We start from the raw sequence: 24,460 nt of genomic DNA, 5'->3' as shown, positions 1-24,460 counted from the left end.
GTCATGAACGTGGACGCGGCCGTCGCCGCAGTGGCAGCGATCGCCGGGTTGTGTACCGGCGTCTTCGCCATGCTGGCGTTCCGCTGGAGCGAGCGCGACCAGGCCAAGCCCACCCGTACGTCGCTGCACACCGACGCCGTGCTGCCGCCCGGTGTGGACACCGTGCTCTCCGTGCTCCGTTCCTCCGCCGTGGTCCTCGACGAGGCCGACGCCGTGGTCAAGGCCAGCTCGGCGGCGTACGCGCTCGGCCTGGTCCGGGGCGGCAAGCTCGCCGTCGAGCCGATGATGCAGATGGCCCGCGACACCCGCAGGGACGGCGAGATACGCCAGGTCGAGCTGGACCTTCCGCGCCGGGGCACCGGCCGCGGCGAGGCGCTGGCGGTCTCCGCCAGAGTCGCCCCGCTCGGCTCCCGGCTGGTCCTGCTGCTGGTCGAGGACCTCACGGAGGCCCGCCGCATAGAAGCCGTCCGCCGCGACTTCGTCGCCAACGTCAGCCATGAGCTCAAGACGCCGGTCGGCGCGCTCTCGCTGCTGTCCGAGGCCGTGATGGACGCCAGCGACGACCCGGAGGCCGTCACCCGCTTCGCCGGCCGGATGCAGAACGAGGCCACCCGGCTGACCAACCTGGTCCAGGAGCTGATCGACCTCTCCCGGGTCCAGAACGACGACCCGCTGGAGGACGCCGAGCCGGTCCCGGTCGACGAGCTGGTCGCCGAGGCGGTGGACCGCTGCCGCCAGCAGGCCGGCGCGAAGCAGATCACCATGGCCGCCGGAGGCACCGCCGACCTGAGTGTCTGGGGCAACCGCGGCCAGCTCGCCGCCGCCCTGGGCAACCTCGTCGAGAACGCCGTCAACTACTCCCCGGCCCGCACCCGGGTAGGGATCGCCGGACGCCGGGTCCCCGCCCCCGGCGGCGACCTGATCGAGATCGCGGTGACGGACCAGGGCATCGGGATATCCGAAAAGGACCGGGACCGCATCTTCGAGCGGTTCTACCGCGTCGACCCGGCGCGTTCGCGCGCCACCGGCGGGACCGGCCTCGGCCTCGCCATCGTCAAGCACGTGGCCGCCTCGCACGGCGGGGAGGTCACGGTGTGGAGCGCTGAGGGACAGGGCTCCACCTTCACCCTGCGTCTCCCGGAAGCCGGAGCCGTCCGCGACCGCGAACGACCGGCCGACCTCTCCGCGGAGGGCCTCGACGATGAGGACCGCCCGTACGAGACCTTCAACGATCCGCTCCCTGCTCACCCAGCCCCGGAGGTCCTTCCGTGACCCGAGTGCTTGTCGTCGAGGACGAGGAATCGTTCAGCGACGCGCTGTCGTACATGCTCCGCAAGGAGGGTTTCGAGGTCGCCATCGCGGCAACGGGCCCTGACGGTCTGGACGAGTTCGAGCGCAACGGCGCCGACCTCGTCCTGCTGGACCTGATGCTGCCGGGCCTGCCCGGTACGGAGGTCTGCCGCCAGTTGCGCGGCCGCTCCAACGTCCCGGTCATCATGGTGACCGCCAAGGACAGCGAGATCGACAAGGTCGTCGGCCTGGAGATAGGAGCCGACGACTACGTCACCAAGCCCTTCTCGTCCCGCGAACTGGTCGCGCGGATCCGCGCGGTGCTGCGCCGCCGCGGCGAGCCGGAGGAGGTCGCGCCGCAGGCCCTGGAGGCGGGCCCGGTGCGGATGGACGTGGACCGCCACGTCGTCACGGTCTCCGGCGGCAAGGTCGATCTGCCCCTGAAGGAGTTCGACCTCCTGGAGATGCTGCTGCGCAACGCCGGCCGGGTGCTGACCCGTATGCAGCTCATCGACCGGGTCTGGGGAGCCGACTACGTGGGAGACACCAAGACCCTGGACGTGCACGTCAAGCGGCTGCGCGCCAAGATCGAGCCCGACCCGGGAGCGCCGCGCTACCTGGTCACGGTCCGCGGCCTGGGCTACAAGTTCGAGCCGTAAGCCGACCGATCCGTCTGATCCGTTCGATCTGACCGATCCGACCGATCCGTTCGATGGAGCCGTAGCAGCCGCTCGCTCGCGCCGGCGGCCGGTCGACCGTGCGGTGGGCCGGTCGGGAGACGGCTCGGCGGCGGTCCGGCAGCTCGGCAGTGTGCCGCCCCTGGTGGGCGGCGGTGGTACGCGTCAGGGGCGCCCGTCCGATCGGACCGGCGCCCCTGACGCGTGTACCGGGTGCTCAGTGCCCGCCGTGCGCCGACTCCGACGCCTTCGTGGACGGGGTGGCCGAGCCGGACGGGGTGCCCGACTCCGACGGCTTGCCCGACTCCGAGGGCTTGGCGGAGCCGGACGGGGTGGCCGAGCCGGACGGCTGCGGGACCTGCGACGGTCCGTAGCCCTCGAAGTAGCTCTTCGCGGGGACGACGAAGGCGCCCAGCGCCACCTTGCCGGTGGAGCTGAAGTCGAAGGTCAGCGGCTGGAGGTTGCCGTCCTGGACGGCCTCCCGGCCGCTCGCCAGGACCGCCGAGGCGTTGCCCTCGCCACCGATCACGACGGAGCCGCCGGCCGGCACGACGATCGGGCGCGAGCCACCGCCGGCGGGCGAGAGCTTCGCCGACTGGCCGGTGCCGTTGACGGAGATCGCGGTCAGCTGCTGGTCCTTGGTGCTGCTGTTGAAGATCGTCGCGGTGACCACCGCGGGGCCCTTGGCGTTCAGGTCGGGCTGGGTGATGACGGACGCGTTCTGGATCTTGATGTCGCCGACGGAGGTCGCGGCGTTGTCCGGCTTGACCTGCAGCGTCTGGGCGTCGCTCCCGGCCCCGCACGCGGACAGCGTGGCGATCGAGAGCGAAAGGACGGTGGCGGCGAGGACGCCGCGTCGAAGGCTGCGGCTCACGGCGGCGGCATCTCCTTGACGAGCTACGGCGGCCGAACGTTCGTGCCCGGTCGCGGATGGACGGCTGGGGCGGCGCCGCGTGCGCGTCACGAGGATGCGCACGTAAAGCCGCCCTAAGGGTGTGTCAGCGCCGCTAGGTTACCGAGCCGTCCCCGCGCCGCCGCACCCGACCCGCCCCCAGGGCGATCACGCGCCCGTCACCGCTGCCCAGGGACGGTTTCCGGGCGACCCGGGCCCCGGCCGCACGGCCCTGACCTCGAGCCGACCCCGGTACGCGGTGCCCCGCCGTCCCACCGCTGCCCCACAGCCCGAGAAGGCGCCGGAAGAGGGCGCAGAAGGAAGGCGCGGAGAGAAGGGCGTGTGGGGAGACGGCACGGGGAGGCGGTGCGGGGAGAAGCGGCGGAGATCGGACCTCAAGAACGCTTCCGGAACACGGTCGGAACGGGCGGCATATTCACGGAGCGACCGTTCGGGTGGCACCCGCCCGTTTCTTCCGCCACGATTCCCCGTCGAAAAGAAGTATTCGCAGGGAATGTGAAGGCCTCGCGGAATTGATCACACTCTTCGGTCGACGGGTGTTGATCAATTCCGGATTCGGCCGTGAGGGGCGTGCGAGCAGCCGAACGGAGTAGCGGAAGTCGCTCATGCGGATCCGTGCAAAACGGGACGTTCAGCCTATCGATCATGGTCTTCCCGATGTGTGACCGTCGTGTTTCCGCTTGCCCGTGAAGCCCCTCCGACCTGCGAATACCCGCGTCCCGGGGGCCCTCGCAGCACGTTCCGGCTGCTGTTGTCAAGCCCCGAGATATGCCCTGACCTGCGAAAACGCCATTCAGAACGGCTCGTTCCCGTGTTAGCATGGATAGCCACGGAAGGGGTACCTGTCACATGACGTTCAAGGTTGGCGACACCGTGGTCTATCCCCATCACGGGGCCGCGCTGATCGAGGCCATCGAAACTCGCCAGATCAAAGGCGTGGACAAGACCTACTTGGTGCTGAAGGTCGCCCAGGGCGACTTGACTGTTCGTGTGCCAGCGGACAATGCGGAGTTCGTCGGCGTACGCGACGTGGTTGGTCAGGACGGGCTGGACCGGGTCTTCGAGGTGCTTCGTGCACCGTATGCCGAAGAGCCGACGAACTGGTCCCGTCGCTACAAGGCAAATCTGGAGAAGCTCGCTTCCGGCGATGTGATCAAGGTCGCCGAAGTAGTGCGCGACCTGTGGCGGCGCGAACGCGAACGCGGACTCTCCGCCGGTGAGAAGAGGATGCTCGCCAAGGCCCGCCAGATTCTGGTGAGCGAACTCGCCCTCGCGGAGAACACCAACGAGGACAAGGCCGAGGCCCTGCTCGACGAGGTCCTCGCGTCCTGACGACGACGCCGCTGCTCGTACCAGCGACGACGTAGTAATGCCGCGGTGCCCGAGTGACGACCGTCTCCGAAGCGGAGGGGTCTGTTGCCGGGCGCTGCGGCATATCTGCTGCGACATACCTACTGGGGTCATCTCCGCTGGTGAGGCGGCGATCTGTCGGGATCGGCGGGACGCCGGCTCATTGTGGATGCCAGCTCACTGTCGCGTGCCGGGCCCGGCCCGGGCAGCTGACTCGACCGATGTCACGGAAGGGTCCGGTCGAGACGTCGTACCCGGCACTCCCCGGCTCACGGAGCAGGGGTACCCCCCAGGCCATACCCACCTCGCCCGAGGAAACAAACCTGTCTGCGCCAATTCCGGGCTCGGCCCGGACTCCGGAGCCATCGATGTCAGAACCCTCCCGCCCGATCCGTACCGCCGCGGTGATCCCCGCCGCCGGCCGCGGTGTCCGGCTCGGTCCCGGCACCCCCAAGGCGCTGCGCGCGCTGGGCGGCACCCCCATGCTGGTGCACGCCGTCCGCGCGATGGCCGCCTCCCGTGCCGTCTCGCTCATCGTCGTCGTCGCCCCGCCGGACGGCGCCGCCGAGGTCGACCGCCTGTTGCACGAGTACCCGCTCGCCGACCGCACCGACCTCGTCGTCGTCCCCGGCGGTCGGACCCGCCAGGAGTCGGTCAGGCTCGGCCTGGCGTCGCTGCCGCCGGGCATCGACGTCGTGCTGGTCCATGACGCGGCCCGCCCGCTGGTCCCGGTGGACACCGTCGACGCGGTGGTCGCGGCGGTCCGCGCCGGTGCCCCCGCGGTCGTCCCGGCGCTGCCGCTCGCCGACACCGTCAAGCAGGTCGAGCCGCAGCCCCAGGGGACCCCCGAGCCGGTGGTCGGCACCCCGGAGCGGGCCCTGCTGCGCGCCGTCCAGACACCGCAGGGCTTCGACCCGGAGATCCTGCGCAAGGCGCACGACACCGCCGTCGAGGGCGAGGGCGCCACCGACGACGCCGGGCTGGTCGAACGGCTCGGCGCGCCGGTCGTGGTCGTCCCCGGCCACGAGGAGGCGTTCAAGGTGACCCGGCCGCTGGACCTGGTCCTGGCCGAGGCCGTACTCGCCCGGAGGAGGGCCACCGATGGCTATGTCTGACCCGACCCCGACCCCGACCCCGACCGCCGCCGTCCCGCTCGTCGGCATCGGCACCGACGTGCACGCCTTCGAGCAGGGCCGCGAGCTGTGGTGCGCGGGCCTGCTGTGGGGCGCCGAGGAGAGCGACGGCTACGGCCTGGCCGGCCACAGCGACGGCGACGTCGCCGCCCACGCCGCCTGCGACGCGCTGTTCTCGGCGGCCGGCGTGGGCGACCTGGGCGCCCACTTCGGTACCGGCCGCCCCGAGTGGTCCGGCGCCTCCGGCGTGACGCTGCTGGCCGAGGCCGCGCGGATCGTACGGGCCGAGGGCTTCACGATCGGCAACGTCGCGGTGCAGGTCATCGGCGTGCGCCCGAAGGTCGGCAAGCGGCGCGACGAGGCGCAGAAGGCGCTCTCGGAGGCCGTCGGGGCGCCGGTCTCGGTCTCCGGCACGACCTCGGACGGGCTCGGCCTGACGGGCCGCGCCGAGGGCCTGGCGGCGGTCGCGACCGCGATCGTCTTCCGCGCGGCCTGAGCGGATTCCGCCTGGCCGGAAACGGCACCCGGAGCTTGACACGCGGCGCCCGGCATTTTCCCGCACGGTGCGGGAATGCCGGGCGCCGCTTGGGCGTTGGGGGAAGAATCGGAGTGCTCGGGTCCAGTGGAACCGCCCCACCGGCCCCGTCCCATCGGAACGGCCACAGGAAGGACCCCAGTGACTGCCACCCTCTCCGACGACCTCAAGACGCTCCTCGACACCCCCGTTTTCATCACGGTGGCGACGATCCAGCCCGACGGAAGCCCCCAGCTCTCCCCGGTCTGGGTGAAGCGGGACGGTGAGGAGATCCTGTTCTCCACGACCGTCGGCCGGCGCAAGGAACGCAACCTCCGCCGCGACCCCCGCGTCTCCATCGTCGTCCAGCCCTTCGACGCCCCGTACAGCTACGCCGAGATCCGCGGTACGGCCACGCTCACCACCGAGGGCGGCCGGCAGCTCATCGACGAGCTGTCCCGGAAGTACACCGGCAAGGACTACGCCGACTTCAACCCGCAGGCGGTCGAGGACGACGAGCGGGTGGTGGTCCGGATCACACCGCGCAAGGTGGTGGGTCGTATCTGACCGACCCCGACAGGGCGCCCGTGTGCCCGCGTGCCCGACGACGACACCGGCCGGACGCCCAGCACCGATATCCGGCACTGACACCCGGCACTGACATCCGGCACTCACACCCGGCAAATCGGACCGATATCACGGATCTGTGCCCCTGTGGCCCATGCGTCACGGGGCACTGCCGGGTTCCGACTACCCTGGTTCCGTGACGATTCGCCTGTACGACACCAGCGCCCGGCAGATTCGCGACTTCACCCCGCTCACGCCGGGCTGCGTCTCGATCTACCTCTGTGGTGCGACCGTGCAGGCCGCTCCCCACATCGGGCACATCAGGTCGGGACTGAACTTCGACATCATGCGCCGCTGGTTCGAGTACCGCGGCTACGACGTGACGTTCGTACGCAACGTCACGGACATCGACGACAAGATCATTGCGAAGTCGGAGGAGCAGGGCCGCCCCTGGTGGGCGATCGGCTACGAGAACGAGGTCGCCTTCAACACGGGGTACGACGCCCTCGGCTGCCTGCGTCCGACCTACGAACCGCGCGCCACCGGCCACATCCCCGAGATGATCGAGATGATGCGCGGCCTGATCGAACGCGGCCACGCCTACGCCGCGGACGGCAACGTCTACTTCGACGTCAAGTCCTTCCCGGAGTATCTCCAGCTGTCCAACCAGGAGTTGGACAATCTCCTGCAACCGTCCGGCGAGGGCGAGACCGGCAAGCGCGACCCGCGCGACTTCGCCATGTGGAAGGCCGCGAAGGAGGGCGAGCCCAGCTGGGACACCCCCTGGGGCCGCGGCCGACCCGGCTGGCACCTGGAGTGCTCGGCGATGGCCCACAAGTACCTGGGCTCCGTCTTCGACATCCACGGCGGCGGCGTCGACCTGGTCTTCCCCCACCACGAGAACGAGATCGCCCAGGCCCAGGCCTTCGGCGACACCTTCGCCCGGTACTGGGCGCACAACGCCTGGGTGACCATGAGCGGCGAGAAGATGTCCAAGTCGCTGGGCAACTCGGTGCTCGTCTCGGAGATGGTCAAGCGCTGGCGCCCGATCGTGCTGCGCTACTACCTCGGCACCCCGCACTACCGCTCGATGATCGAGTACAGCGAGGACGCGCTGCGCGAGGCCGAGTCGGCGTTCGCGCGGATCGAGGGCTTCGTCCAGCGCGTGGTCGAGAAGGCCGGCGTCGTCGAGCCCGCGCCCGAGGTGCCGATGGCCTTCGCCGAGGCGATGGACGACGACCTCGGCGTCCCGCAGGCGCTGGCGATCGTGCACACCACGGTCCGCCAGGGCAACTCCGCGCTGACCGCCGACGACAAGGAAGCGGCGGTGGCCCGGCTGGCCGAGCTGCGCGCCATGCTCGGCGTGCTCGGCCTGGACCCCCTCGACGAGCGCTGGTCGGGCGGTACGGACCGCGGCGAGGACCTGCACGGGGTCGTGGACTCCCTGGTGCGCCTCGTCCTGGACCAGCGCCAGGCCGCCCGCTCCCGCAAGGACTACGCCACGGCCGACGCCATCCGCGACCAGCTCCAGCAGGCGGGGCTGTCGATCGAGGACACCCCGTCGGGCCCGCGCTGGTCGCTGTCCTGACCGCGTCCCCACCCGCTCGCTCTCCGTGAGCGCGGCACCCGGATTCGCCCTTCCGGGTGGCCGCGGGCGACACTCAATCCATACGTACGTACCCACTCCACGTCGCGAGACGTCGAGAGCAGTGAAGAAACAGGTGACCCATGGCCGGCAACAGCCAGCGCAGGAACCGCCGCACGTCCAACAAGAAGGGCGCCCAGGTCGGCAGTGGCGGTAAGCGGCGCCGGTCCCTGGAGGGCAAGGGCCCGACCCCGCCCGCGTCCGCGCGCAAGGGGCACGTCAAGAACCGCATCGCCAACGCCCAGGCGAAGCAGGCCGCGGCGCGCCGCCCGGCCCCGCGGCGCGGCGGCGCCAAGGGCACCGCGGAGCTGGTCGTCGGCCGCAACCCGGTCGTCGAGGCGCTGCGCGAGGGCGTGCCCGCCACCACGCTGTACGTCCAGCAGTTCATCGACAGCGACGAGCGGGTGCGCGAGGCGCTCCAGCTCGCCACCGAGCGCGGGATGAACCTCATGGAGGCGCCGCGCCCCGAGCTGGACCGCATGACCAACGGGCTCAACCACCAGGGCCTGGTCGCGCAGATCCCGCCGTACGACTACGCGCACCCCGAGGACCTGTCCGCGGCGGCCTTCGACGCCGGCGAGGACCCGCTGATCGTCGCGCTGGACGGCGTCACCGACCCGCGCAACCTGGGCGCCGTGGTCCGCTCCGTCTCCGCCTTCGGCGGCCACGGCGTGGTCGTGCCGGAGCGCCGCGCCGCCGGTATGACGGCCGGTGCCTGGAAGACCTCGGCGGGCACCGCGGCCCGTACGCCGGTCGCCCGCGCCACCAACCTGACCCGGGCCCTGGAGTCGTACCAGAAGGCCGGGCTGACGGTGGTCGGCCTGGCCGCGGACGGCGATGTGGAGCTCCAGGACCTCGACGTCCTGGACGGCCCGGTCGTCATCGTCGTCGGCAGCGAGGGCAAGGGTCTGTCGCGGCTCGTCGGCGAGACCTGCGACCTGCGCGTCCGGATCCCGATGCCGGGCGGCGCGGAGTCCCTGAACGCCGGTGTCGCGGCGGGTGTCGTCCTGTGGGAGGCGGCGCGGCGCCGCGGCTGAACCCCGACCCCGTGAGCCCCGGGGTGGCAGGTACGCGCGCGGCGCACGGCGGTGCGCCGACGCATGCCACACCTCGGGGCAAAGCCTGACCCTCCGTACGTCTTCCGGGTATCCTGTGATCTTTTGACGGGTCTCGGACAGATCGGCCCGGTCAAGGCAGTGTCTTATGCGCGAGTCACTCGGTTAGATGAGCGTGGACACCAGAACACCCCGCACGCCTACGGGGGGACGCTCGCCGGGCTTCGATGACGAGCCGGGCCTGAGCTCGGTCAAGGTGCCGTGCGATCCCGCGCAGGTCATCGTCAACCACGCCAGCTTCCGCGTACAGCTCGCCGCGTCGGCGGCCGGCGGGGCCACGGCCGAGACCGCCCGCATCCCCGCCGTCCGGGCCCCGGCCTCCGGCGCCAGACGCCGGGCTCCCGTGGTGTGGAGCGGCCGCACCGCACCGGGCGGCACCGCCGGCGCCACCACCCAACTCCTGCACGCGGTGCGCAACGCGAGCATCGGCCTCGACGACGGCCAGGGCGAGGACATCGGCACGACCCAGGTCCTGCCCCGGATCCGCCTCGACGAGACCGCCCCCGCCCAGACCGTGATCGGCCAGCGCGGCCCCATCGATGCGGACACCACCCTGCTGCGCGGTGCCCGCCCCGTGGGCAGCGCCTACGGCGACGACTACGGCGATCACACCGGTCGCTACGGCGCCCACCGCCAGGACGACGACGGCTACGAGGACGACGGCTTCGAGGCCGACGACCACTACGGGTCCGGGAACAGGCGACGCGGCGCCGACACCGTGCGCCACGCCTACTACCCCGGCCGCCGGATGAACCTCGGCGTGGTCCTCCTCCCGCTGCGCATCTTCCTCGGTCTGATCTCCGTCTACGCCGGCATGGGCAAGCTCTGCGACCCCGTCTACTTCGACGGCGGGGAGCGCGGCTCCATGGTCAAGTGGCTGTTGTCGCTCGACCCCTGGGCGCTGGCCGTGCCGCTGCGCGACTTCGCCGTCGCGCACCCCGTGGGCGCCGGACTGACCGTCGCCTTCCTCCAGGTCGTCGTCGGCGTACTGACCATCTGCGGACTGTGGCAGCGCCTCGCGGCGTCGATCGGCGCGCTGCTCTCCGCGGCCCTGCTGATGACCGTCAGCTGGCGCACGGTCCCCGCCTACGACGCCCCCGACATCATCTACCTCGCCGCCTGGAGCCCGCTGATCATCGCGGGCGCCCCGGTCTACTCCCTCGACGGCCGGCTGGCCGGCGAGGCCTGGCGGCGGCTCGGCCCCCGCGTCGAGGTCGGCGATCTGCGGCGCCGGGTGCTGCGCCGCGGCGCCATGATGACCACGGTGGTGGCCGGGCTGACCCTGCTGATCGGCTCGCTGCTGGGCGGCGCCGTACGGTCCGCGACGGTCGCGACCGTGCCGCGGCCCGGCGAGCCCGCGATCAACAACCTGCCCGGCTCGCCGCTGCCCCGCCCCGGCCAGAGCGCCACCCGGCCCGGCCAGCGGCACACCGGTGCCCCCCGCCCCGGTACGCCCTCCGCGGGCGCCTCCCGCAAGGCCCACAAGCCCCGGACCACGGCGACGCCGGGCACCGGCCGCACGACGGGCAGCACCAGCGGCCTCTCGCAGCAGCCCGGCGCCACCACCAGCGCCCCCCAGCAGAGCCTCCGGACCCGCGCCCCCGCCCCGACCCATGTCCCCTCCGCGGCGGGCGGCACGGGCGGCGGCACGACCGGCACGGGCTCCTCCGGCTCCAGCGGTTCCGGAGACTCCGGAGGCCACGGGAACACCCTGGGCGGCCTCCTGGGCTAGGCGCCGCGAACTCGGCTCCTGCTTCGCTTCCGGCCGCTCTTCGTTCTCTCCCCCTCGCTCCTCGTTTCCCCTCTCCTGTCTTCCCCGCCGCCCACCCCCTTCGGGGGGTGGGCGGGTCCATGTGCGCAAGCGGCTGGGGATCCATGTGCGGGCCCATGCGCGAGCTCATGAGAGCCGAGGGTCGCCACAAGCCTGCACGGGCCCTCACAGGCCGCTCAACGGCCCCCGAGGGGACAGCGGTTGGGGCGGCGGGAGAGACAGCGCTGGGACGGCGCTGGGGCGGCGCGGGGACGGCGCGCAGCGCCTGCGCAGGGACGGTGCGACGCGACACGACGCGATGGCGGTCGGCAGGGTGAAGGGCCCAAGGTCCGGGCCGATAACGGGCGGCCGGCGGGTTCGGATGGACGGACAGCGTCGGGCCACCTCGCCGGTCGACGGCAGGTCGACGGCAGGTCGATGGTCGGGGTCGACGGCGAGCCTCAGTCGGCCTGTGCGCCCAGCTCCTCGGCCGCCGCCGTGAGGTCCTTGGCCGTGTCGATGGCGCGCCAGTAGGCGCCCTGCGGGAGGGGGAAACCTGCCAGGCGGCGTTCGCGGGCAAGGCGGGGGAAGGTGGTGCGCTCATGGTCGCCGCGGGTGGGGAGCAGCTCCCTGAAGGCGGCGGAGAAGACGTAGACGCCGGCGTTGATCAGATACGGCGAGGGCGGCGCTTCGATGAAGTCGAGTACGTGGCCGAAGGCGTCGGTCTCCACGACGCCCCAGGGGATGCGGGGACGGGCCAGCGCGAGGGTCGCCTCGGCGTCGCGTTCGTGGTGGAAGGCGGCCATTTCACGGAGCGGGAAGCGGGTCCAGACGTCGCCGTTGGTGGCGTACCAGGGCTCGTCCGGGCGGGGCAGGAAGCCGGCCGCGTGCTTGAGGCCACCGCCGCGACCCAGCGGCTCGGTCTCGACAACGGTCGTGACGCGCAACGGCAGTTGGGCCTGTGACAGCCAGTCCTGGAGCACGTCGGCCAGGTGGCCGCAGGAGACGACGGCGTCCGTGACGCCCTCCCCGGCCAGCCAGTTCAGCTGGTGGCCGATGATCGGGGTCCCGGTGCCGGGAATCTCGACCATCGGCTTGGGGCGGTCGTCGGTATAGGGGCGGAGACGTGCGCCCTGGCCACCGGCCAGGACCACGGCCTGCGTGGGGTACGGATGCGGGGCGCCTGTCATGGTTCGCACCCTATGCGGTGCGAGCAAGGGTCACGGGGCGGCTGTGGTGCGCGTAACGGTCACTGGGCAGCGGCGGCGACGCCGGAGGCGTAGGACGTGTCGCAGACCGGGCGGGAGTAGGCCTGGGCGCGGTGTGCGGCGCCGCCGTACTTGGCGACCGCGGCCCGGCCGATCTGGCGGGCGAGGAAGGCGCAGTGCCTGGCGAGCGAGGGGCGCTTGGCGATCGCCTCCTGGAGGTGGGTCAAGGCGACGCCGGGGTCCTGCCTCTGCACGTCGATCAGGAGCTGCTTGCGCACGGCGTCCTCGGGGGAGCTCGGGCCGGCCTTCGTGGAGGCCTTTCCGGACGATGCGGTCAGCACCTGCGAGTCGGTGGCCGTCGACGCCCAGGGGACGCGGGTGACCGCGAGTGTCCCGGAGAGCACGAGCACGACGGGGAGTACGAGGGCGAGAGTTCTGCCAATGTGGCGGGCTGCGGAGTTCACGGTCGAGATGGTAGCGACGAGTGATGATTTGGCGACATTTGGTCACCTTATCGGGGGACGTAAGGGCTCGTCGGTGCGGTTGTGATGTTGACGCACCGGTACGAAAAGGTCCGTTACGTCCCGATTTGCTCGCTGCGCGGCGGGCCGGACGCACAAACGGCAACGGGCCGCATGTGCAACCGTGGTGGACCGGATGGGCAACGGCGGCGGCGCAGGGGTTCTACCCCGCACCACCGCCGTTCTCACTCACGGTGCGCCGCTCGCGGCGCCTTCCCGTCAGTCGGAGAGGCGCTCCCCGGACGACGTCGAGAAGACGTGCGTCTCACCCGGGCGCGGTACGACGTGCAGCTGGCTGCCCTTCTCCGGGACCTGGCGGCCGTTGACCCGCACGACGAGGTCCTTGACCTCGCCGCCGACCTCGGCGGTGCCGTAGACGTAGCCGTCGGCGCCGAGTTCCTCGACCACGTTGACCGTCACGGCGAGGCCGGCCGGGGCGTCCGCGGTCTCCTTGGACAGTGACTGCGCGGCGGCGCCGTTCTGCTCGACGATGTCGAAGTGCTCGGGGCGCACGCCCACGGTCACCGTACGGTCGCCCTTGTCGGCGGCCGCGGTGAGCGCCTCGCGGTTGACCGGCACGACGCTGTTGCCGAACTTCACGCCGCCGTCGGTGATCGGCACCTCGACCAGGTTCATGGCGGGCGAGCCGATGAACCCGGCGACGAACAGGTTCGCCGGCCGGTCGTACATGTTCCGCGGCGAGTCGACCTGCTGGAGCAGGCCGTCCTTGAGGACCGCGACCCGGTCGCCCATCGTCATCGCCTCGACCTGGTCGTGCGTGACGTACACCGTCGTGATGCCGAGCCGGCGCTGGAGACCGGCGATCTGTGTGCGGGTCTGCACGCGGAGCTTCGCGTCCAGGTTGGACAGCGGCTCGTCCATCAGGAACACCTGCGGTTCACGGACGATCGCCCGGCCCATCGCGACCCGCTGCCGCTGACCACCGGAGAGCGCCTTGGGCTTGCGTCCCAGGTACTCCGTGAGGTCGAGGATCTTGGCCGCGTCCTCGACCTTCTGCCGGATCTCGGCCTTCGGCACGCCGGCGATCTTGAGCGCGAAGCCCATGTTGTCCGCGACGGTCATGTGCGGGTAGAGCGCGTAGTTCTGGAACACCATGGCGATGTCCCGGTCCTTGGGCGGAAGGTGCGTGACGTCGCGGTCCCCGATGCGGATGGCGCCTGCGTCGACGTCCTCCAGCCCTGCGAGCATCCGCAGCGAGGTGGACTTGCCGCATCCGGAGGGGCCGACCAGGACGAGGAATTCGCCGTCTTCGATGGCGATGTCCAGTTTGTCGACGGCGGGCTTGTCGGAACCCGGGTAGATACGGGTTGCTTGGTCGTACGTGACCGTAGCCATGGTGAGAGTCCCTTCACCGGCAGGAACGTGCCGGACGATCCGAGTAAAAGGAGTGGAGTGGTCCACATCCGTGGACTGCCCGCGACGCTACCTGGGCCCGGCCCCGGTGTCAGTAGCCCCGCACGAATGAAATTCGCGAGCCAGACACCGGGCTCGCCTGGGTACACTCTTCCCGCACGCCTCCTTAGCTCAGCTGGTCAGAGCACCGCTCTTGTAAAGCGAAGGTCGTCGGTTCGAATCCGACAGGGGGCTCTGAGCTTGACCAGGAAAAACGCAGTGGAAAGCCCCCTCGGAGTCATCTCCGAGGGGGCTTTTTCATGGCCCGGGGGACAAGCGGGGGACAGGGCGTCAGGCGGCGTCGGCGCCGTCATCGAGGGGGACAGAGGGCAAAACAACGTAGAGATGGCGGCCGTCTCCGGCGCTCTGGTCAAGCTCTCTGACCTCTGTGGGCGCGGCTGGTTCCTCCTCTGCGGCGACAGGTGGCGTCTCCGGGGCCGTGAGCTGCTCGGCGGTGCTGCGGCGCGGCACGAGGTCGACTGGGGCGTTGGCTGCCGCTTGCTCGAACTGCGGCATCAGTGAGGTGTACGTATCGGCGGTGAGCTGGTAGCTGCTGTGGCCGAGCAGGGCCTGGATGGCCTTCATGGACAGGCCGGCAGCGAGGCTGAGGGACGCGGCGCAGTGCCGCAGGTCGTGAAGCCGGATGGGAGGCAGGCCGAGGCGCTTGATGAACCGCTCGAAGGCCTGGGAGACGTTGTCGGGGTGCCACGGGCTTCCGTCGGCCTGGGTGAAGACCTTGCCGGAGTCGATGTAAGGGCCGTACTTGTCGGGGTTGTCGCGGTGCTTCTCTTCCCACTCGGCGCGTTGGGCTTTCTGCACTTCGCGCCAGGCGGTCAGGAGGGCGAAAGTCGCGGAGTCGAGGGTGAGGGTGCGTTTGCCTGCGCGGCTCTTGGGGGTGTCCTCCCACACCTGGTAGGCAGAGCCGGTGACCAGTTGCTCGACGATCTTGGCGACGCCCCGGGTCATATCGACTTCGGTCCAGGGCAGGCCTGATGCTTCACCGCGGCGGGGCGCGCGGAACACCATGAGGTGCCACATGACGTACATGGGGTGGTCGACTGCGGCGTCGAGGAACTCGCCGGTCTGTTCGGGGGTCCACACCATGACGGGGCTGGGCTTCTCGCCGGTGAGCTTCCAGCGGGCGACGCGTTCGTCTGTCCAGACGAGGGCTTCGGGGCGCTCGTACTTGGGGAGGGTGACGTTCTTCGCCCAGTTCTCGGTGATCAGCTTCTCGGTGACCGCGTCGTCGAGGGCTGCGGCAAGGGTGTTCTTGTACTTCTTCTGTGTGCCGGGGCCGGTGTCCCGGCGGGGCTTGGTGCGAGCTTCCTTGAGGGCAGCTTTGGCTGCGTCCCACCGCTGCCGAAAGTGCTGGGGCCGGGGCTTGGGAGCCTGCTTCCATGCGCGGTAGGCGTCGTCGCATTCGGCTTTGGCCTGCTGAGCGGCAAGGCGGTTGGTTTCCTTGACCTTGTTGAACGCCCAGACCTTCTTGAACATCTCCTGGATGTGGCGCTCTCGGAGTTCGCGCATGGTGAGGTGGCCGAGGGCGGGTATGAAAATGCGGTCGATGTAGTCGCGGTAGTCGTCGCGGGTGCCGCGCTTGAGGTCGACGCGCTTGTCCATCCAGCGGTTGAGGTAGGCGGCGACGGTCTCCTTGGAGTCGATGTCGATGCCGTCGTGCGCCTCGTCCCAGATCTTTTGCGCTTCCTCCTTGGCCTTCTTGGAGGTGCTGTGGCCTCCTTTGCGGGGGCGCCGCCGCTCTCCTCCGGGGCCGTCGGGGAGGTTGAGGTAGTAGTACCAAGAGCCGTGGTCGCGCTTCTTCAACTGCGGGCATGCGGAGCCGAGTTCACGGACCTTGGGTTTGCCTCTCGCGTCGAGGGCGGGTTGGCCTTGGTCGTCGAGCTTCGGCTCGGTGCACTTGCATCGGCGGTAGATGCTGCCGTCGAACACGCTGGGCCCCCTGGTTTGGGCTGGATCACCGTACGTGTCCTGATCTTGCTGTAGCGAAGGAGGCGCTTCCTTGGCCGTCGTATGCTTCCGGTCAGGTGGCGCGGGGAAGAGGGATGTGACCACCTATGACCTCATCTGTGACTGGCTCCGGCGTGTCGGCCCGTGCGCGGGGCGGGATGTCGATTGAGGAGCTGCGGTCGCTGCCTGCTGCGGTGAGCGTGGCGACGGCTGCGCGTGCGTTCGGGATCGGCACCGACAAGGCGTATGCGCTGATCAAGGCGGAGAAGTTCCCGGCGAAGACGATCCCGGTGGGCGAGACGCAGAAGGTTGCGACGTTGAGCCTGTGGGAGGCGTTGGGCGTACCTTCGTGAGGTGATGCGTTGCGCCCTATGGGCTCGGCTCACTGTCCCTCGAGGGCGGCTGGTCGGGCCCTTTCGCGCGGGTCAGGGATATGTGGTGCGCATTGTTGCTTGAGGTTGTTTACATCTCAACGGTTGTAGTGATGCGTGTCACATGTCAACTTCGGGTTGGCCTTGTGACGTGCGCAAACGCCTTTCCTCCTGCTACATGCGCACCCTCAAAGCCGTGCCGGCCATGCAGTCCAGATATCGTGACCTATTACGGAGGTAAGTGGTCGCTAATGGGCAGGCGATCACGCTCCCGATCGGATGGAGACTCATGGCACGGCTGTCGGGCTACCAAAGCCGCGGGGTGCTGCACCCTCAGGAGGCCGGGGCCCTACGGAAGGCCGCGTCGCGCCTGTTCGCTGGGCAGAACAAGGCAGAGACATGCCGCTGGATGAACCGCGAGGGCTATCGCACCACGTTCGGGAATGAGTGGGTTCCCGAGGTGCTGACGCGGGTGCTCAGCCACCCGCGCATGGCCGGTCTGGACAGCGACGGCAACCCGATCGAAGACTTCGGCGCGACCGTTCTGACGCCAGATGAATACCGGCGTGTGTTGGCGCTGTTCGCGGAGCAGCGGAGCCAACAACCCGAAGCGCGCGAGGCGTTCGAGTACCTGCTGACCGATGGTGAGGCCGAGTGCGGCAGTTGCCAGCACGCAATGGTGGGGACGCGGGTGACCGGTGACGCCGATCCGTCCTACCGTTGCCCGCCGCCACGCGCCAGGCAGCCTTCGTGTGGACGAGTCCGGATGAATGCCGACCGCCTCGAAGACTCGGTAACCGAGGAGGTGCTTGCTGAGCTCCTACGGCCGGGCGCTCAGGAGCATCTGGCGCGGCTGCTGGCCGACATCCGGGCCGAAGCGGAGCGCCTCAAGGAGCACATCGCCGGCGCCGAGAAGCGGTTCGAGGAACTGCGCAACATGCGCAACGTGCTGGTGGCGGCTGCGTACGCCGCCGCGGAGAAGGCCACGAAGGACGACCTGCGCCAGTCGCGCAATCGGCTGCGGTTCCTGGAGCAGATGACGGATCTCCCGATCGACGGTGTCACGAACCTGGTGGAGTGGTGGAATTCGGCGCCCCGTTCTTCACAGCGCGCTTTGGTCTGTGTGGAGATCGCCAAGGTGCGGGTGCTGGCAGTCGGCCGTGGCAGGCACCGTGATCCGAGCGAGCGGATTGAGATCGAGTGGCGCACCTGATGCTGCACGTGGGGTAGCGGACCGGGCTTAATAGAGTTGCCGGGTGACCCGACACCACGCGCCCGACGCCCACTTGCCCATGCTCACCGTGCCGCAGGCCGAACGCCTTCGTCATCTGGCGGCCGACTACTTCCTCGCCCGGGACGGAATACGCCCCACGGTCGAGGAAGGCGCCGTCGAGCGTGACGGGCGCCTCAGCCCGCTGACGGCGCTGGCGCAGCGGTGCCGCACGGTGGCGGAGCAGCACTGGCCGGAGCTGGTCGCCGAGCACTTCGCCCGACTGGAGAGTGCATCCCAGGGCGGGGAGGGTGCGGAAGAGCTGCTGCGGCAGTCATACCTGCGGCTCCTGCCCGCCGACACCTTCCCCGCAGACGCCGCCGGCCACTTCCGCTACGCCCGGCCGGTGGCCGAGGACCTCGTCATGGCCCTGGCCCTGGACACACCCACCTCCATACGAATCCTGACTGACACCGACGTGGCTCGCGCCGGTCTCGACAAGCTGTGGGCGGCGGGCCGGATGAACCTGCTGGGCGAGCCGGTGGAGCACGTGGAGGTGCGCGGGCCGTCGGGCGCGCTGCTGCACTCGGTCGGCGGCGACTCGCACTTCGTCGCGAGCAAGGCGCTCGTGCTGCCCGAACTGGCCCGGGCCGTCACAGGCCAGGAGCTGCCGGAGGCCGGGGCGCTCGTCGCCGTTCCCAACCGGCACCTGCTGGCATTCCATCCGATCATCGATGGCACCGTGGTCGACGCGGTCAACGACCTGGCCGCCTATGCCCTCGGCGCCTACGAGGATGGCCCCGGCTCGCTCACACCCAGGCTGTACTGGTGGCACCAGTCACGCCTGGTCTGCCTCACGGTCTTCGACCACGAGAGCCGTTCCCTGTCCGTGCAGCCGCCGCAGGAGCTGCTGGAGTTGATGAAGAAACTGCGCGGGGAGCAGGAGAACCCCGCCGGAAGCCCAACGGCCGGCATTGAGCAACTGGCGTGCGCGGTGGGCGATTTCACCGGACGGCTGGAGCAGGATCCGAGCAGCCTCGGCGACGCCTTCGCGGCGGCCCTGACCGTCGCCCACGCCCGCTGCGCGGACGACCCCGACGCCGCGATGCTGGAGACCTGGGAGGCCTGGGTCACCGCCATGCAGATTGGCTCCGCGATGTTCGCCACCACCCTCGCTCGGGAGGGCACCGTGGAGTGCCGGGTCAGCGACCGCGTGCTGACCCTGCCAGCCACCGGCCCTGCTCCGTACGCTGACGCACGCGCCTGGCTCGACGCCTTCTGGCTCGCCCTCGTCTGCCGCGAAATGGACCGGCTCACGCTTCTGAGCCAGGTCCCGCTGGACGACCTGCGCCGGGCCAGCGCCCAGGACGACTACGTCTTCCACTGGATCGATACGCTGCAGAGCCACTGGCTGCGCCAGCCCATGGATGACATCGTCCCCAAGTTGCTCGCCACCATGGAGACGTCCCACCCGCACGTGGCGACCCGCACCCCGAAGGTCTTCCTGGACCTGGTCGACTACCAGCCCGTCGCCCTCTTCCACCGGCTCATCACCAACGACCACGCCGCTTTCGCCGAAGCCTTCACCGAGGCCCTGGCCCACCACGACCGCTATTGGAACGGCTCGACGAACGATCCGCGCAGTCGCGTGGCCCTGGGGCCCCTCGCGATGGCTTGCCTCGCCCACGACTGGGACTTCCCCGTCGACACCGCGTCGCCGTACCTGCCGAAGTACCTGCTCAACCGGGGATGGTACGGGGAGTTCTCGACCTGAGATCGGGAGCCGCACCACGTCGTAATCACGGAGTTTCTGCTGTGAGCCTGGCCGCTGGCGAGGACTCGCCCCACGTCATGACGTGATGCCGGACGGCGGTTCTTCGAGCCCGGCGGCACGGCGGGTCAGCCGGGGGTGCAGCCGGTCCCACGCCTGCGCGGTTGCCTGACCGAAGAGGGGAGTGTCCGTCTCGGCGAGGCCTACTACGCGGAGCGGCGCGGCTGAGGGTCGGAACAGGCGGCTCAGGATGCCCTTAGCGCCCGGGAGGCCCTCATCAGCGCGCACGGGGACGGCTTCCTGCGGGGCTGACACACAGGACGGGCCGCGGGGTCGGACGAGCAGTGAATGCCGCTCGACCGACCCCGCGGAGGCATCGACGTCTCGCCACCCAGACAGTCACATTCAGTCATCAGCCTGTTAAATACAAGCTCAGCTCGCCAGGGCGTGAGCCTCGGCCGCGGGAACAACGCACATGAATCGCTGGCTGTAGTCGCTGAGTGGGGCAAAGGTGCGGAAGACGACTTCGAACTCCTCGTCGCCGTGGCCGGGCAGGTAGAGCCAGCGCCGGTCGCCGTCGGGGTGGGTGACGGACGTCAGGTCTTCCTCGAGGATTCTGCGCGCTACCTTGTCGCGCTCCTTGATCTGGGCGATGACTTCGGCCAGGCGCCGGTTGTCCGGGTGCGCTTCGGCGCGCAGTCGCAGCTGGGAGGCCATCGGCTTGGCCCAGTCCTCTTCCCAGTTGATGAGCTGCAGGCGGGCTTCGGGGAAGGTCAGGGCCCAGATCATGATGTTGATGCCGTGCTTCATCCACGGCCAGTCGCGTTCGCTCGCCTCGTTGTAGAGGAGCACGTCCCAGGCGAAGTCCGAGATGTATGCCGGCCAGGGCTGGACCCGGATGAGAGCTGCGGTCGAGGGGTCCAGGTTCGAAGCGTCCGGACGGTACAGCAGCGGTGGCTCCTGGCCGGTGGCGTAGACGAACAGCGTGTGGCGCTGGGCGGGGTCGAGGTCAAGTATTCGCACGATGCGCTCCAGCCATTCCACCGACGGGTTCTTAGCCCGGCCGCCCTCCAGCTCACGCACCCAGGTAGTGGAGACCCCGGTGAGCTGGGCCAACTCCACCTGTTTGATCCCTGGCTTGGTCCTGGGGCCGAACCGGGCGGTGAAGCCTGGCACCTGGTTGGGGTCGCGCTGGGCGCGCCACGCCTTCAGGAAACGGCCAATCGGTGGCAGAGCTGCTGACATCCTCTTATTACTCAATCTTTAGTAGGTAAAGGTATAGGAAAGACTTAGGGGACCTTAACGTCTTCGTGATAGATCGCGAACTTCACCCCCGGTTGCCCACCTCACACGAAAGGTGTGCATATATGGACACATGTGGCTAAGTTGAAGGGCGGAGCGCCAGCGGGTGGCGCAAGTCGCGGTTGCGGCCACTTTCGAGCCATGGCGGCGTGGCCGAGATGACTGACCAATCAGTGCAAAGTAAAGGGGTCTTAACGGATCCCTAACGGGATGTTCCAGACGAACCGCCTTTGCGGCTCGGCGCAACCCGCCCTGCCACGGGCGGCCTTGCATCGACGAGTCCCGAGAGGTGACACCCACTATGAGCCGTAGCGTCTTCATCACCGGTGGCAACCGAGGCATCGGTTTCGAGATAGCCAAGGCCATGGCAGAGGCCGGGGACAGGGTTGCGATCACCTACCGCTCGGGGGAGCCTCCGGCCGGGTTCCTCGCGGTTCAGTGCGACATCACAGACCCTGAGCAGGTCGAACTGGCGTACAAGCAGATCGAGGAGGAGCACGGCCCGGTCGAGGTCCTGGTGGCGAACGCGGGCATCACCCGCGACGCCCTGCTGCTGCGCATGTCGGAGGAGGACTTCGCCGACGTCATCAACACCAACCTCACCGCCGCTTATCGGGTCGCCAAGCGCGCCAGCCGCGGCATGCTGCGCGCCCGCTCCGGCCGCCTGATCTTCATCTCCTCCGCCGTCGCCATGCTCGGCGAGGTGGGCCAGTCCAACTACGCGGCCGCCAAGGCTGGACTGATCGGCTTCTCCCGCTCCCTGGCCCGCGAGCTTGGCTCCCGCGGCATCACCTCCAACGTCATCGCACCGGGCCTCACTGCCACCGACATGACCGCGGTCCTCACGGAAGAGCGCACGAAGGCACTCCTGGCGCAGATCCCCCTCGGCACTGCCGCACGACCCGAGGACATCGCGGCCGCCGCCCGCTTCCTCGCCAGTGACGAGGCGTCGTACATCACCGGCGCGGTGCTGCCCGTCGACGGCGGAGTGGGCATGGGGCACTGAGCCCACAGCCCCAGGTGCCCGGAAGTACAGCCGTCCGATGCGGCTGGCGGGGGTCGGACCCTGGGGCCGGCGGCTGCGCCGCATACGGGCAGCCGCCATTGCGCAGGGCCGGACACGGGACCGGTCCTGACGTCACGAAGGGGCGGAAGTGATTGATGCGCAGCGCATCGTGGCGCTCGCGAAACTGCCCAGTCCGAAAGGGACGGGCACCGACCACACAGGCGGCGTGGGAATCATCCGCACGCTCAGCGGTCTTCACCGCGAACCGAACCAGGCGGCGAGGCCGATTCTTTGGAGCAGTGGGCTGTGTGCGATGCAGCCGCTGGAGACAGGGGACGACGGGGCGCTGATCACGGCCGAGGACGCGGTGCGGGTCTGTTCCGTGTGCCCCATCCGGAGCGACTGCGGCACAGCCGTACCGGCGGGCGCGCCCGCCGAAGTCCAGCGGTGGCGCGAGCAGGCGGACGGGGGCGGCCACCCGCTTACGCCGTGAAAAACTCACCGACCTGTGGGCGCTGGGAGCAACCCGGCGCCCACAGGTTTTCCCGCATTTCAGAGCCCTCTATCGGGCGTGGTCGAGGTCACTTCCCGGGGGTTGTTCGGGAGTGGACACCCCCCTGATCGAGAGTAGAATTTAGATACAAGGTGAGGGCAGGGAAACTCACCAACTACCTCTTGGAGCCCACAGTGCAGCGCGTCCTGAAGATATCCCAGGTCCACCGCAACCCGCGCCAGCCGCGCGAGCACTTCGACCAGGACGCGCTGAACGAACTCGCCGCATCCATCGACAAGTACGGCCTCATGCAGGCCATCGAGGTCCGCCCCGACAACAACAAGGGCGGATACGAGATCGTCGCCGGGGAGCGCCGCTGGCGCGCCCACCAGATCCTCGGCCGCACCAAGATCCGCGCCACGATCACCTCGGAGAAGAACGAACTCCAGCGGTTCAAGCGGTCGATGTCGGAGAACGTCACCCGCGAGGACATGACGCCGTTTGAGGAGGCACACGGCTACCAGCGCATCCTCGACGAGGAAGAGGGCGCGACCATCGAGTCCGTGGCCGCCGACTTCTCCAAGACCACCACCTACGTCAAGCTGCGCCTCGCCCTCCTCGATCTGCGCATCGAGGTCCAGGAACTTGTGCAGGACGGGAAGATCGGCACGCAGGCAGCCGTGCAGATAGCCTCGCTCAACCTCGCCAACCAGGGTTCGGTCCTGAGCAAGTTCGTGCGCGGCGAGTTCGCCTCGGACAACGAGATCGTGCACTTCGCCTACGCGATGAAGCAGCAGCAGGACCAGGCCGTGCTGATGATCGTCGAGGAGATGACCGAGGAGCAGCGCACCGAGCGCACCGTCGCGCAGAAGAAGACCCGCACGACGCTCGACAAGATCGAGCAGGTCCGTGGGCTGCTCGACGAGATCGCCCGCACCGAGCCGATGAAGCTCGCCGAGATGCTCGACGGTCAGGTCGGGGCACGCCTGGAGCAGCTCGACCGGGTTGCCGAGTCGCTGACCAAGGCGCGCTTCCAGCTCAAGCAGGCCAAGGCGCACGCCGAGGCCAGGTCGCTGGTGACGGTCAACCCCGAGGCCGAGGCGGACAGCGACGGCCAGCAGGCGGCCGAAGCCGAGCGCGAGCCCGCTGCGGCCTGACGGCCGCAGAGCCCGGGTGCGCGGGCGAGATACCGCGCACCCCGGGCGAACCATGGCCGCGCCCACCGCGTCCGGCCGCGGCTCACCACTACTTCACCTCTCAGGAGACAGCTCCGCCATGCGCTACACCGCACCGCTCAGCCGCGCGCAGGCCGTACAACTCGGCGAGGAGGTCGGCATGATCGTCGCCTTCGCGGCGAACGCCCTGCACCACATGCACGGCGTGAACATAGAGCGCCTCATGCAGTCCTTCACCTCCTCGGCCGCGCTGGACGTCACCGCCGCCCGATACTTGACGGCCCTCGACGAAGGCCACCGGCCAGGAGAAGCCGCAGGCCGGGCCGGGACCGCGCTCATCCACGACTGGGCAGACGCGGTCCTCGAAGCCCGCAGCCGCCAGCAGTCGGCCACGCCGTCCGCGCCGGCCCGGGAGTCGGCCAAGTGAGCGCCGGTACGGGCAAGAACTGGACGGGCATGGGACGCGCCGAGTTCGACGAAGCAGCCCCCAACCAGCTGCCCATATCCACAGGACCCGTCCGAATCCCGGCCAAGCCCGATGCGTACGGCACCGCGGCCCTGTTCGGCGAGCCGACTCCCGGTCCGCAGCCGCGCCGCGAGCGGCCGCCGAGGCCGGGCGACGCCGACGGCCAAGACGAACTCTTTTGACCCACCGAGCACAACTCCGAGGAACTCCCCGTGAGCGAGAACACCGAAGCCCTGCTCAGCGATGTCCGTACCGCCCTGCACCGACAGCGCATCTGGTCGCACGCCCCGGACAAGCAGCGCCCGGGGTGGCACGCCCAGCCCAGCATGATCGAAGGCATCCCCGCCGTGACCCTGACGTGGCGCGGCGTGAAGGTACCCGACTACCACGCCCACATGGCCGAGCTCAGCGCCGGATCCGTGGCCGCAGGATGGCTGGTCGAACTTGAGCGGCGCCTAGAGCGGGACTTCATCATCGGACGACTCTTCGAGACACGCCCAGACATTCAGCCCGGCCGGGCCCTGGTCGGCCTGCTGGTCTTCCACTCCGGCGAGAGCGCCGACAGCCCGCCTGAGCAGACCGGCCGCTGACCCCAATCGCCTGCT

At 69.7% G+C, this 24,460-nt stretch carries 24 protein-coding genes and 1 tRNA gene; 19 read left to right on the top strand and 6 right to left on the bottom strand.

Features of this window, described 5'->3' with window-relative positions:
* Positions 1 to 3 precede the first annotated feature (3 nt).
* Complete coding sequence (locus AB0C96_RS09910; RefSeq protein WP_362915524.1) at positions 4 to 1,272, top strand: ATP-binding protein; 1,269 nt, start codon at positions 4 to 6, stop codon at positions 1,270 to 1,272.
* Complete coding sequence (locus AB0C96_RS09905; protein WP_030063828.1) at positions 1,269 to 1,949, top strand: response regulator transcription factor; 681 nt, start codon at positions 1,269 to 1,271, stop codon at positions 1,947 to 1,949. The genes AB0C96_RS09910 and AB0C96_RS09905 overlap by 4 nt, the downstream gene beginning before the upstream one ends.
* Positions 1,950 to 2,184: 235 nt before the next feature.
* Here the strand turns inward: AB0C96_RS09905 and AB0C96_RS09900 are convergent, their stop codons facing one another.
* Complete coding sequence (locus AB0C96_RS09900) at positions 2,185 to 2,841, bottom strand: DUF461 domain-containing protein (RefSeq protein ID WP_362915522.1); 657 nt, start codon at positions 2,839 to 2,841, stop codon at positions 2,185 to 2,187.
* Positions 2,842 to 3,729: 888 nt separating this feature from the next.
* Between AB0C96_RS09900 and AB0C96_RS09895 the strand changes: the two genes are divergently transcribed.
* The 7 genes from AB0C96_RS09895 (at position 3,730) to AB0C96_RS09865 (ending at position 10,936) form a co-directional block, all read left to right on the top strand.
* A complete protein-coding gene (locus AB0C96_RS09895) occupies positions 3,730 to 4,212 on the top strand; it encodes a CarD family transcriptional regulator (RefSeq protein ID WP_003953493.1) in 483 nt (160 codons plus the stop codon).
* A gap of 386 nt (positions 4,213 to 4,598) precedes the next feature.
* Complete coding sequence (gene ispD, locus AB0C96_RS09890) at positions 4,599 to 5,345, top strand: 2-C-methyl-D-erythritol 4-phosphate cytidylyltransferase (RefSeq protein ID WP_362915520.1); 747 nt, start codon at positions 4,599 to 4,601, stop codon at positions 5,343 to 5,345.
* Positions 5,338 to 5,859, top strand: a complete 522-nt coding sequence (ispF, locus tag AB0C96_RS09885; protein WP_362915602.1) for a 2-C-methyl-D-erythritol 2,4-cyclodiphosphate synthase — start codon at positions 5,338 to 5,340, stop codon at positions 5,857 to 5,859. Before ispD ends, ispF begins: the two co-directional genes overlap by 8 nt.
* 180 nt (positions 5,860 to 6,039) lie before the next feature.
* Positions 6,040 to 6,444, top strand: coding sequence for a PPOX class F420-dependent oxidoreductase (locus AB0C96_RS09880; protein ID WP_362915518.1), 405 nt, complete (start codon positions 6,040 to 6,042; stop codon positions 6,442 to 6,444).
* A gap of 196 nt (positions 6,445 to 6,640) precedes the next feature.
* The gene (cysS, locus tag AB0C96_RS09875; protein WP_362915516.1) at positions 6,641 to 8,032 is read left to right on the top strand and encodes a cysteine--tRNA ligase; all 1,392 of its coding nucleotides are present in this window, start codon (positions 6,641 to 6,643) and stop codon (positions 8,030 to 8,032) included.
* 140 nt (positions 8,033 to 8,172) lie between these two features.
* Positions 8,173 to 9,126, top strand: coding sequence for a 23S rRNA (guanosine(2251)-2'-O)-methyltransferase RlmB (gene rlmB / locus AB0C96_RS09870; protein WP_362915514.1), 954 nt, complete (start codon positions 8,173 to 8,175; stop codon positions 9,124 to 9,126).
* Positions 9,127 to 9,313: 187 nt separating this feature from the next.
* Positions 9,314 to 10,936 carry a DoxX family membrane protein gene (locus AB0C96_RS09865; protein WP_362915512.1) on the top strand — a complete coding sequence of 541 codons (1,623 nt, stop codon included), beginning with the start codon at positions 9,314 to 9,316 and terminating at the stop codon, positions 10,934 to 10,936.
* 479 nt (positions 10,937 to 11,415) lie between these two features.
* Here AB0C96_RS09865 and AB0C96_RS09860 read toward each other — a convergent pair whose 3' ends face one another.
* The 3 genes from AB0C96_RS09860 to ugpC form a co-directional block, all read right to left on the bottom strand.
* Positions 11,416 to 12,144, bottom strand: a complete 729-nt coding sequence (locus tag AB0C96_RS09860; protein ID WP_362915510.1) for a nucleotidyltransferase family protein — start codon at positions 12,142 to 12,144, stop codon at positions 11,416 to 11,418.
* 59 nt (positions 12,145 to 12,203) lie between these two features.
* Positions 12,204 to 12,626 carry a hypothetical protein gene (locus tag AB0C96_RS09855; protein WP_362915508.1) on the bottom strand — a complete coding sequence of 141 codons (423 nt, stop codon included), beginning with the start codon at positions 12,624 to 12,626 and terminating at the stop codon, positions 12,204 to 12,206.
* A gap of 276 nt (positions 12,627 to 12,902) precedes the next feature.
* Positions 12,903 to 14,039 carry a sn-glycerol-3-phosphate ABC transporter ATP-binding protein UgpC gene (gene ugpC, locus AB0C96_RS09850; RefSeq protein ID WP_362915507.1) on the bottom strand — a complete coding sequence of 379 codons (1,137 nt, stop codon included), beginning with the start codon at positions 14,037 to 14,039 and terminating at the stop codon, positions 12,903 to 12,905.
* A 178-nt stretch (positions 14,040 to 14,217) separates the two neighbouring features.
* Here ugpC and AB0C96_RS09845 point away from each other — a divergent pair.
* Positions 14,218 to 14,291: transfer RNA gene (locus tag AB0C96_RS09845), tRNA-Thr, on the top strand.
* Positions 14,292 to 14,387: 96 nt separating this feature from the next.
* Here the strand turns inward: AB0C96_RS09845 and AB0C96_RS09840 are convergent.
* A complete protein-coding gene (locus AB0C96_RS09840; protein WP_362915505.1) occupies positions 14,388 to 16,043 on the bottom strand; it encodes a tyrosine-type recombinase/integrase in 1,656 nt (551 codons plus the stop codon).
* Positions 16,044 to 16,180: 137 nt separating this feature from the next.
* Between AB0C96_RS09840 and AB0C96_RS09835 the strand changes: the two genes are divergently transcribed.
* From AB0C96_RS09835 to AB0C96_RS09825, 3 genes are all read left to right on the top strand, one after another.
* Entirely contained in the window at positions 16,181 to 16,414 is a 234-nt protein-coding gene (locus AB0C96_RS09835) for a DNA-binding protein (protein WP_362915503.1), read from the top strand.
* A gap of 307 nt (positions 16,415 to 16,721) precedes the next feature.
* Positions 16,722 to 17,645 (top strand): recombinase zinc beta ribbon domain-containing protein, encoded by a 924-nt coding sequence (locus tag AB0C96_RS09830; protein ID WP_362915501.1) that lies wholly within the window; start codon positions 16,722 to 16,724, stop codon positions 17,643 to 17,645.
* Positions 17,646 to 17,688: 43 nt separating this feature from the next.
* A complete protein-coding gene (locus AB0C96_RS09825) occupies positions 17,689 to 19,416 on the top strand; it encodes an immunity 49 family protein (RefSeq protein ID WP_362915500.1) in 1,728 nt (575 codons plus the stop codon).
* A gap of 429 nt (positions 19,417 to 19,845) precedes the next feature.
* Here the strand turns inward: AB0C96_RS09825 and AB0C96_RS09820 are convergent, their stop codons facing one another.
* Positions 19,846 to 20,658 carry a helix-turn-helix domain-containing protein gene (locus tag AB0C96_RS09820; protein ID WP_362915498.1) on the bottom strand — a complete coding sequence of 271 codons (813 nt, stop codon included), beginning with the start codon at positions 20,656 to 20,658 and terminating at the stop codon, positions 19,846 to 19,848.
* Between the two features lie 358 nt (positions 20,659 to 21,016).
* Here AB0C96_RS09820 and fabG point away from each other — a divergent pair, with 358 nt between their 5' ends.
* From fabG to AB0C96_RS09790, 6 genes are all read left to right on the top strand, one after another.
* Positions 21,017 to 21,721, top strand: a complete 705-nt coding sequence (fabG, locus tag AB0C96_RS09815) for a 3-oxoacyl-ACP reductase FabG (protein WP_362915496.1) — start codon at positions 21,017 to 21,019, stop codon at positions 21,719 to 21,721.
* 148 nt (positions 21,722 to 21,869) lie between these two features.
* Positions 21,870 to 22,214, top strand: coding sequence for a hypothetical protein (locus tag AB0C96_RS09810; RefSeq protein WP_362915494.1), 345 nt, complete (start codon positions 21,870 to 21,872; stop codon positions 22,212 to 22,214).
* A gap of 182 nt (positions 22,215 to 22,396) precedes the next feature.
* Complete coding sequence (locus AB0C96_RS09805) at positions 22,397 to 23,371, top strand: ParB/RepB/Spo0J family partition protein (RefSeq protein WP_362915492.1); 975 nt, start codon at positions 22,397 to 22,399, stop codon at positions 23,369 to 23,371.
* A gap of 118 nt (positions 23,372 to 23,489) precedes the next feature.
* A complete protein-coding gene (locus tag AB0C96_RS09800) occupies positions 23,490 to 23,816 on the top strand; it encodes a hypothetical protein (protein ID WP_362915490.1) in 327 nt (108 codons plus the stop codon).
* On the top strand, positions 23,813 to 24,037 hold the full coding sequence (locus AB0C96_RS09795) for a hypothetical protein (RefSeq protein WP_362915488.1): 225 nt from the start codon (positions 23,813 to 23,815) through the stop codon (positions 24,035 to 24,037). The genes AB0C96_RS09800 and AB0C96_RS09795 overlap by 4 nt, the downstream gene beginning before the upstream one ends.
* A 30-nt stretch (positions 24,038 to 24,067) precedes the next feature.
* Positions 24,068 to 24,445, top strand: coding sequence for a hypothetical protein (locus tag AB0C96_RS09790; protein WP_362915486.1), 378 nt, complete (start codon positions 24,068 to 24,070; stop codon positions 24,443 to 24,445).
* Positions 24,446 to 24,460 lie beyond the last annotated feature (15 nt).

The sequence above is a fragment of the Streptomyces sp. NPDC048506 genome (assembly GCF_040651315.1).
Classification (GTDB): Bacteria; Actinomycetota; Actinomycetes; order Streptomycetales; family Streptomycetaceae; genus Streptomyces.
The sequence above is the reverse complement of the archived record's forward strand: the minus strand, read 5'-3'. Positions and strand labels throughout refer to the sequence as shown.